Raw genomic sequence first — 7805 nt, 5'->3', positions numbered from 1 at the left:
AAATCAATGCTGTAGTTTCTAGTTGATAGCCCGAACATCCCTGTTCGGGCTTTTTTTATGATTTTTCACGTTCCACGCCTATTATTTAAGCAATGTTTCACAACTTTGATTAGCTCCAGTAAATAATTAAAACCTAGATAATAAGAACCGAGCGAGTGTCTACGAGCGATTGAGCATCATCAAAATTTCGCCCTCGCCTTTTCTCTGATTACAAGCTCCCTTTCGATTTTAAACGGTAGGTACAGAGCATCCCGAATGGGTGCGAACTTTGGAGCTTTTGCTTTTCAAAAAGTATGAGCGAAGCGAATACATTACAAATGCTTTTGCTTTTAGATTTCACAAACAGGATTAACTAAAAACTGCCCCACGAAGCGAGGAACGAGCTTCAATAGAGTACGAGCTTTAGCGAGTACCTAGGGCAGTTTGCACTCCCCTCTCGAAAGGCTTTTAATTATTTTTAAAGCTTTTAAATGCTTTTAGATGAGCTGAAAGCATTGATATAAGAGGGTTTTAGCGTATATAAGCACACAAATTCTCTTGTATAAGCACACAAATTCTCTTGTATAAGCACACAAATTCTCTTGTATAAGCACACAAATTCTCTTGATTTACACACATAAAATATATAGTGTGTAAATACACATTAATAATAACGTGTATTTAATATGAAGAATGGTTTAGTTGTGAAAGATAATGCATTAATAAACGCCAGTTATAATTTAGAACTAACAGAACAGCGTTTAGTCATGCTTGCAATCATTAATGCAAGAGAATTAGGGCAGGGTATTACGGCAGATAGCAAACTAGAAATACATGCTAGTGACTATGCAAAGCTATTTAATGTATCACCTGATGCATCCTACAAAGCCCTGAAAGATGCTGTAAATAATCTATTTAACAGGCAGTTTAGCTATACAGCCGAATATAAAAAAACAGGAAAGGTAGGTATCGTTCGCTCTCGCTGGGTGAGTCGTATTTTTTATGTAGATGATTTGGCATTACTAGAAATTACTTTCGCACCTGATGTAGTGCCTTTAATCACTAGATTAGAAGAACACTTTACAAAATATGAAGCCAAACAAGTTGCACACCTGACCAGTAAGTATGCCACTAGACTTTATGAGTTATTAATCGCTTGGCGTGAAGTTGGTAAAACACCTGTTTTTGAACTACAACAATTACGTAAAAATTTAGGTGTTGAAGATGATGAATATCAACGTATGCACCATTTTAAAAGCCGTGTATTAGAAACTGCCATTACTCAAATCAATGAACATACAGACATAAAAGCCACTTATGAGCAACACAAGAAAGGGCGTACAATTACAGGGTTTTCATTCAAGTTTAAGCAAAAAGTACAACCTAAAATTGAAACTAAACGAGATCCAAACACCCCTGACTTTTTTATAAAAATGACCGATGCGCAACGCCATTTATTTGCCAATAAAATGTCTGAAATGCCTGAAATGAGTAAATATTCACAAGGCACAGAAAGCTACCAGCAATTTGCTATACGTATCGCTGATATGCTTTTAGAGCCTGAAAAATTCAGAGAGCTTTATCCAATTTTAGAAAAATCAGGATTTCAGCCATGATTAAATTAAATAACCTATCAACCGATCTAAAGCATGTGACCGTTGAATACCTCGACATCGTAAATTATGAAATTGCGAGGGAAAATATATGCGGTTATATCTTCCTATTATCCCGACTATCCAAAGATGCCGAACCCACCGAAAAAATGCAGATGGAAAGCAAAATACAGGACTTAATTTACTATCGAGATAATTTGCAGATAGAAGACAAGGACAAGATTCAAAAGGTTTTAAATACGCTCATTCCAGAGTATCAAGCCGAACAAAACAACCAAACAGCTAACAAAAATTAGGCTTCAATGTCGGGCAAATCAAAAAGCTGTCGATCTCTATTTTCTGTTAAATATTCGTTGAGTTCAGCCAATATTTTTTCTTTATTGGCTTCATTCTGCATTTTTTTAATCAAATAAGAACCGAGCAAGATTTTACGCCGAGTATCATCCTTTCGTTGCTGTTCCTTTTGCTTGGTACGTTCTCTTGCTTCGATAGCTTGTTTCTGTGCCTTTAACTGTTTCAGCTTCTCTAACTGGGCTTCAATTTTCTTTTCAATATTTTCAGTTGATTTTGTCATAACGTCAAATTTCGGGATGTAGAAAACCACTCAAGCATAAGACCCTATGAATTGAAATTCAAGCGGGTAATATGCTATCGTGTTTTTCATGAAATGCGCACTTACGACTTGGATTTCATCCAAGTCAAAGTTTGCGTAAGGGGATACCCCTTAACCCCAAAAAACTGCTACGCAATTTTTTAAAAGCAAAAGCATCTCAAGGCGACTGCATGGCAATCTATCATTGTTCAACTAAAACAGTTAACCGAAGTTCAGGACGAACTGCGGTTGCATCAAGTGCCTATCGTGCAGGTGAAAAACTAGAAGATGAACGCACAGGGCTAACCCATGACTTTACGAGAAAAGACGGTGTCGCCCATTCTGAAATTATCTCTAATTTAGATATTGAAATTGACCGTGGCGAACTTTGGAACTTGGCAGAAAAAACCGAGAACCGCAAAGATGCCCGAACCGCTAGAGAATGGGTGATTGCCCTGCCTGATGAATTAGACGCTGATCAACGTAAGGACTTGGCAAAAGACTTTGCCAGGTCCTTAGTTGATCGCTATGACGTAATCGCAGATTTAGCCATCCATGAACCGAGTAAAGGCGGTAATGATAAAAACCATCACGCCCATATCATGCTCACAACCCGAAAAGCCGAATTGGACGCAGACAATAAACTCACTCTGAACACCAAAACCGATATTGAACTCAGCAACTCCAAACGAAAAAGCCTTGGTATGGGGACAACCCAAGAAGACATTAAGCAAATTAGAGAAACATGGGCAGACTTAGCCAATAAAGCATTGGAACGTGCAGGCTACCGAGAAAAAATAGATCACCGCAGCTATGCCGATCAGAACAACGGGCTACAAGCCACCATCCATGAGGGGACTTCGGTCACTCAACTCCGTAGACAAGGCATAGACACCGAAATCAGCCGTTATAACGACCATGTGAAGCAACACAACGCCCAACACCTCAAACAACAGCAACAGCGCACAGACAGCGTTTTACAGCACGGTTTAAACCGTGCCGAGCAAGGCTTCGAGCAATGGCAGAAAAACCAAGAAGCTAAACGCCTAGAACAAGAACGCCAAGCCGAAATACAACGACAGCAAAAACTAGAGCAACAGCAAGCCGAGCGAGCCAACCGTAAAGCATCACAAGACTTAGATCAGGGCGGAATGTACCGATGAGCAACCAAAACGACCTAGATGACCAGCTCTATATTTTACTGGCATCTATGAAAGAGTATCGAGAAGCCATAGCAGACGATAACAAGCGATTAGAAGCGTTTTACAAGGAAGTGGCTAGCGGAGTACTCAATAAGACCGAAAAACACCTAAAAAACGCCAATCAGAAGCAAATAGACGCACTCAACAACAGTATTCGAGAATTAAACAATGCAACCAATCAACTTGACTGGCGATTCATGGCAATCTACGCCAGTGCTTTTGTTAGCTTGCTGATCGTTTTCTTTTTAGCATTATTTTTATATGTGCCGAGCATGGACGAAATCAAACAGCGTAGAGCAGACGTTGCATGGCTAGAACAAAAATACAGCCTAGATATTAAAAATTGCAATGGGAAGTCTTGCGTTCGCATCATGAAAAATGACTGTCACGGAGCGAATAAGGATTATTGTGTGATTGACCCAAAATAATGATTAGACAGTACTTTGCTCGGCTCTTGCCATCACCGAATCAATGACAGCAGTCGCAAAGTTGCCCGACTTTGAAACATGGCTAAAGCCATCTTTCAAAGCATCGAGCGATAGTCATCCAAAAATTTCGGAATGGCTATCCAACTGATGCAGTTCTAAAATATCGTCACCAACAAGCCTATAGATCAAGACTAAATCAGGCTTCACATGACAATCACGACAATTTTTAAACTCTGCACCACCTTTCAAGGGATGATCTAAATACTTTTCAGGCAAAGGATTATTTGCGACTAAACAATCTAATACTTCTGCCCATTCAGCCGTAACCAGTTCTAAATAACGTCTTTTAATATCACGTTTAAAAGAACTGGTTACGATAATCTTACGTTTAGCCATGTGCTTCTTCCGACATAGCTTTAATCGCTTCTTCTACCGTTTCGTACTCGGTGTACTCACCATTTTCGATCTCTTTTAAAGATTGAAGTAACTTGGCTGCTGCTTTAGGCGTTAAAGCAGGTTCTCGTGCATAGTCAAAAGACAAAGGAATCGCTTTAGTTTTAACGATTTGATTCAAGAACAGTTTGAATGCTTGAGGCATAGTCAAACCATAGTCTTCCAAAATAGGGGTAACTTGTTCTTTTAACTCTGCTTCTAAGCGCATATTGAAATTGACTGCGGACATAATTCCCTCACTCAAAAACCATTAAAGTAAAGATAATATAAAGCATATTCTTTACTTTTTCATTACTTTTGATGTAATAAATGGTTTCTAACAGCTGGATTTCGTATAACCACCATTATGTTAAATAGGGGGTTAAAAGCTAATCTGAATATTAACTTTATCAACTTCACATCATGGGCTGGATATGAATCGAGATGCTGATCTTCATCTATACGATCAATTGAGTTCACTGATCTACTGCCGCAGCTCGACTTAGATCAGTTAAGTTGATAATTTTGTTTGGTCACTTTACACCGCCTCCAGCGCGAGCAGCTCAGCCACCGTTTGCCTTCGTCGAATAAGCCGGGGCTCACCATTTTCCATCAGTACTTCGGCAATCAGCGGGCGCGCGTTGTAGTTCGATGACATGGAGGCGCCATACGCACCGGTGTCGTGCAATACAAGTAGATCTCCCACCTGCGCCTGCGGCAAGGATCGGTGTAACACCACGCCACCATCTCCCTGCGTAAATACATCTCCTGACTCACACAGAGGTCCGGCAACCACCGTGTCTAACTGCAGGCCATTAACCGCTGTGCCATCAGAGTGGATCAACTCCATGCCGTGGTAGGCACCGTATAGGGCTGGGCGAACCAGATCATTGAAGCCGGCGTCCACCATCACAAAATGGTTGGAGCCCTGTTGCTTCGTAGCGCGTACCTCAGTGACCAACACACCAGACTCGGCCATTAAATAGCGACCTGGTTCTATTTCTAGTTTCACTGGGTGCTTTAGTAGTTGTTCCACTGCATGGCGCGTTGCATTCCATAATGAAAAATAGTTCGCTGTATCAATCGTGGGTTCACCGGTCTGATAGGGAACAGATAGCCCCCCGCCCGCGGAGATGGCGTGCAGATCTAAACCCTGCGCATTCACTACCTCTACCAACTTCAGCATGGCACCACACACTTCTTGCAAGTGCGTGTAGTCCACGCCTGAGCCAATATGCATGTGCAGACCTTGCAAGGCCAAGCTGTTGGACTTGATCTTTTCGCAGGCGCGTACTAGGTCGCCATGCCAGATGCCATGCTTACTATGCTCACCACCAGTATTTGTTTTCTTGGAGTAGCCATGCCCGAAACCTGGATTGATGCGTAACCACACCGGGTGCCCTGGGTTGACCGTACCCAATTGGTCTAGCATGTCCATTGAACCACAGTTCACAGGAATATTTAGTTCCACCACGCGCGCAAGCGTAGCGTGATCTAGCAGATCAGCCGTGAATACGATGTCTGCGTGCCCGTTGTGCAAGCCTGGCGTAAAACCACTAGCCAATGCGCGTTCGATTTCACCCAAAGACACCGAGTCCACCACTACGCCCTGTTGCTTCATGAGGCGAAGGATGTGTGTATTGGAGTTGGCTTTTTGAGCGAAACGCACTATGTCAAACAACCGCAGAGCGGCAATCTGGCACGTAATGGTGTCGGCATCATAGATCCACAGCGGGGTACCAAATTGCTGAGCCAAAGGAGCAATGGTAGTGGGAGTAAAAGGATTCATGGATAGATGATCTACTTCATAGTCAATTCAATCAATGCTATTCTTGTTGTTTAGCTATTCAATATTGATATGAATTTAACTCATCGCCAGCTGACTATGTTTCGCGCCATCATGCTGCACGGCAACCTGGGGCGTGCAGCTGAAGCATGTGCGTCAAGCCAGCCCACTTTGAGTCGCGAGCTGGGTCGTTTGGAGCAGTTACTGGGGTTTAACCTTTTTGACCGGGTGCGGGGCCGATTACGACCTACCGTGCGGGCACTCGCGTTGATGCAGGAAGTAGAACGCTCGTTTATAGGCTTGGAACAGATCGCAGCGCGCGCCAGCGAATTGCGCACGCAAGCGACAGGGCGCTTGCGAATTGCGTGTTTGCCAGCATTGGCCCATGCCTTGGTACCCCGCGCACTGGTATATCTCTCACATGCACATCCTGAACTAGGAGTTAGGCCTCATGGAAACATCAATCCGATCCGTAAGAGAAAGCGATGCTGCCGACATCACGGCCATCTACAGCCCTTATGTGCTGGGGACATGCATCACTTTTGAGACCGAACCCGTCCGTGTGCCGGAGATGGCGCAGCGAATCGCCGAGACCTTGGAATCCTCTCTGCCTTGGTTAGTGGCCGAGGTATCGGGCCAGGTCGTTGGCTACGCTTATGCCTCAAAATGGAAAGGCCGCTGCGCATATCGCTATTCGGTCGAGTCCACTGTGTACTTGGACCCAGCGCATACCGGCAAGGGTCTTGGCCTCCGGCTTTACGCCGCGCTCATTGATGCGATTCGCGCATGCTCTATGCATGCTGTAATCGGGGGCATTGCCCTTCCCAATGCCTCAAGCGTAGGCCTTCACGAGCGCCTTGGATTCAAGAAGGTTGCCCACTTTGAGCAGGTTGGGTTCAAGCAAGACCGTTGGGTAGACGTGGGCTACTGGCAGCTACTGCTTGAGGCCTAACAATTCATTCAAGCCGACGCCGCTTCGCGGCGCGGCTTAATTCAGGCGTTAGCGTACATCCCTTAGAGTCGCCTTGGCTAGAACAAGCCATGAGTGAACAACGTTTTGACTTGGGGCTGAGTGAAACCCAAAAGGCTCCTGTTGGAGTTGCCTTACAGCCCTTACTAAAAGTTAATGAAGTGGCTGTTTTGCCACGTGATCACAGTCTGTGCCGCAAGGCGCGACTGCAACCACGCGACTTTACAGGCGAGCGCTTCATCAGCCTCGCGGTTGGCGACCCGTATCGAACCGCCATTGATGCGATGTTCGAGGACGCTAAAGTACATCGCGTAACCCTGCTTGAAACCACGAGTGCAATGGCCGTCTGCGCCATGGTGCGTCAAGGGCTGGGCGTTGCCATCGTAAACCCGTTCACTGCAATGGAACTTAGCGGATCGGACCTAGTAGTACGGCCGCTTACCGTTGCCATCAGTTACCAGGTGAATATGCTTCTTCCTGAAATAGCAGCTCCGCACCCACTGCAGGGCGTTCTCGCAGATACCGTCCGCAAAGCCTGTGTCGACTTGAGCTACCTTGACCAGTGTTTTTATTAGAACTAGAAACTAGAGGATATCTGTTACACAGGCTCAATTAATCAGACGATATATTCCTTCATTTTCATATCCAGAAAATTTCTTTTAATCTAAAGATTTTCTAAAATTAACATAATACACCTTATACGAAATGCGTTATAATTATCTATAGAAATCAATGCTGTAGTTTCTAGTTGATAGCCCGAACATCCCTGTTCGGGCTTTTTTTATGATTTTTCACGTTCCACG

11 protein-coding genes are annotated in these 7805 nt (G+C 44.1%); 7 read left to right on the top strand and 4 right to left on the bottom strand.

Annotation, left to right across the window (positions count from 1 at the left end):
• Positions 1–665: 665 nt before the first annotated feature.
• Both repM and RMA94_RS01230 read left to right on the top strand, forming a co-directional pair.
• Entirely contained in the window at positions 666–1595 is a 930-nt protein-coding gene (repM, locus tag RMA94_RS01235) for a replication initiation protein RepM (RefSeq protein WP_032072978.1), read from the top strand.
• Entirely contained in the window at positions 1592–1888 is a 297-nt protein-coding gene (locus tag RMA94_RS01230; RefSeq protein WP_311077802.1) for a hypothetical protein, read from the top strand. The genes repM and RMA94_RS01230 overlap by 4 nt, the downstream gene beginning before the upstream one ends.
• On the opposite strand, the gene RMA94_RS01225 is transcribed toward RMA94_RS01230, so the two are convergent.
• The gene (locus RMA94_RS01225) at positions 1885–2166 is read right to left on the bottom strand and encodes a mobilization protein (RefSeq protein WP_311077804.1); all 282 of its coding nucleotides are present in this window, start codon (positions 2164–2166) and stop codon (positions 1885–1887) included. The genes RMA94_RS01230 and RMA94_RS01225 overlap by 4 nt on opposite strands.
• 209 nt (positions 2167–2375) lie before the next feature.
• Here RMA94_RS01225 and mobQ point away from each other — a divergent pair, with 209 nt between their 5' ends.
• Positions 2376–3347 carry a MobQ family relaxase gene (gene mobQ / locus RMA94_RS01220; protein WP_311077807.1) on the top strand — a complete coding sequence of 324 codons (972 nt, stop codon included), beginning with the start codon at positions 2376–2378 and terminating at the stop codon, positions 3345–3347.
• The gene (locus tag RMA94_RS01215) at positions 3344–3814 is read left to right on the top strand and encodes a hypothetical protein (RefSeq protein WP_004870960.1); all 471 of its coding nucleotides are present in this window, start codon (positions 3344–3346) and stop codon (positions 3812–3814) included. The genes mobQ and RMA94_RS01215 overlap by 4 nt, the downstream gene beginning before the upstream one ends.
• A gap of 114 nt (positions 3815–3928) precedes the next feature.
• Here the strand turns inward: RMA94_RS01215 and RMA94_RS01210 are convergent, their stop codons facing one another.
• From RMA94_RS01210 to lysA, 3 genes are all read right to left on the bottom strand, one after another.
• Entirely contained in the window at positions 3929–4210 is a 282-nt protein-coding gene (locus RMA94_RS01210) for a type II toxin-antitoxin system YafQ family toxin (protein ID WP_001129137.1), read from the bottom strand.
• Complete coding sequence (locus tag RMA94_RS01205; protein WP_004870963.1) at positions 4203–4496, bottom strand: type II toxin-antitoxin system RelB/DinJ family antitoxin; 294 nt, start codon at positions 4494–4496, stop codon at positions 4203–4205. Before RMA94_RS01205 ends, RMA94_RS01210 begins: the two co-directional genes overlap by 8 nt.
• A 288-nt stretch (positions 4497–4784) precedes the next feature.
• Positions 4785–6035: a diaminopimelate decarboxylase gene (lysA, locus tag RMA94_RS01200; RefSeq protein ID WP_004870965.1), complete on the bottom strand. Its 1251-nt coding sequence runs from the start codon at positions 6033–6035 to the stop codon at positions 4785–4787.
• Between the two features lie 69 nt (positions 6036–6104).
• Between lysA and RMA94_RS01195 the strand changes: the two genes are divergently transcribed.
• From RMA94_RS01195 to RMA94_RS01185, 3 genes are read left to right on the top strand one after another with little or no spacing between them, the layout of a single operon-like run.
• The gene (locus tag RMA94_RS01195) at positions 6105–6578 is read left to right on the top strand and encodes a LysR family transcriptional regulator (RefSeq protein ID WP_311081515.1); all 474 of its coding nucleotides are present in this window, start codon (positions 6105–6107) and stop codon (positions 6576–6578) included.
• A complete protein-coding gene (locus RMA94_RS01190) occupies positions 6484–6984 on the top strand; it encodes an arsinothricin resistance N-acetyltransferase ArsN1 family B (RefSeq protein WP_311077817.1) in 501 nt (166 codons plus the stop codon). Before RMA94_RS01195 ends, RMA94_RS01190 begins: the two co-directional genes overlap by 95 nt.
• Positions 6985–6986: 2 nt before the next feature.
• On the top strand, positions 6987–7577 hold the full coding sequence (locus RMA94_RS01185; protein ID WP_311077819.1) for a LysR substrate-binding domain-containing protein: 591 nt from the start codon (positions 6987–6989) through the stop codon (positions 7575–7577).
• The last annotated feature ends 228 nt before the right edge of the window (positions 7578–7805 follow it).

Origin of the sequence: Acinetobacter sp. V115_6 (assembly GCF_031799025.1) — a bacterium.
Classification (GTDB): domain Bacteria; phylum Pseudomonadota; class Gammaproteobacteria; order Pseudomonadales; family Moraxellaceae; genus Acinetobacter; species Acinetobacter pittii.
Note: the sequence above shows the minus strand (reverse complement) of the source record. Positions and strands in the feature narration are given on the sequence as shown.

Excerpts from the sequence above, each read along its gene's own strand:
- repM (WP_032072978.1), top strand. The coding sequence starts at position 666 with ATGAAGAATGGTTTAGTTGTGAAAGATAATGCATTAATAAACGCCAGT.
- RMA94_RS01230 (WP_311077802.1), top strand. The coding sequence starts at position 1,592 with ATGATTAAATTAAATAACCTATCAACCGATCTAAAGCATGTGACCGTT.
- RMA94_RS01215 (WP_004870960.1), top strand. The coding sequence starts at position 3,344 with ATGAGCAACCAAAACGACCTAGATGACCAGCTCTATATTTTACTGGCA.
- RMA94_RS01210 (WP_001129137.1), bottom strand. The coding sequence starts at position 4,210 with ATGGCTAAACGTAAGATTATCGTAACCAGTTCTTTTAAACGTGATATT.
- RMA94_RS01225 (WP_311077804.1), bottom strand. The coding sequence starts at position 2,166 with ATGACAAAATCAACTGAAAATATTGAAAAGAAAATTGAAGCCCAGTTA.
- RMA94_RS01195 (WP_311081515.1), top strand. The coding sequence starts at position 6,105 with ATGAATTTAACTCATCGCCAGCTGACTATGTTTCGCGCCATCATGCTG.
- lysA (WP_004870965.1), bottom strand. The coding sequence starts at position 6,035 with ATGAATCCTTTTACTCCCACTACCATTGCTCCTTTGGCTCAGCAATTT.
- mobQ (WP_311077807.1), top strand. The coding sequence starts at position 2,376 with ATGGCAATCTATCATTGTTCAACTAAAACAGTTAACCGAAGTTCAGGA.
- RMA94_RS01205 (WP_004870963.1), bottom strand. The coding sequence starts at position 4,496 with ATGTCCGCAGTCAATTTCAATATGCGCTTAGAAGCAGAGTTAAAAGAA.
- RMA94_RS01190 (WP_311077817.1), top strand. The coding sequence starts at position 6,484 with ATGGAAACATCAATCCGATCCGTAAGAGAAAGCGATGCTGCCGACATC.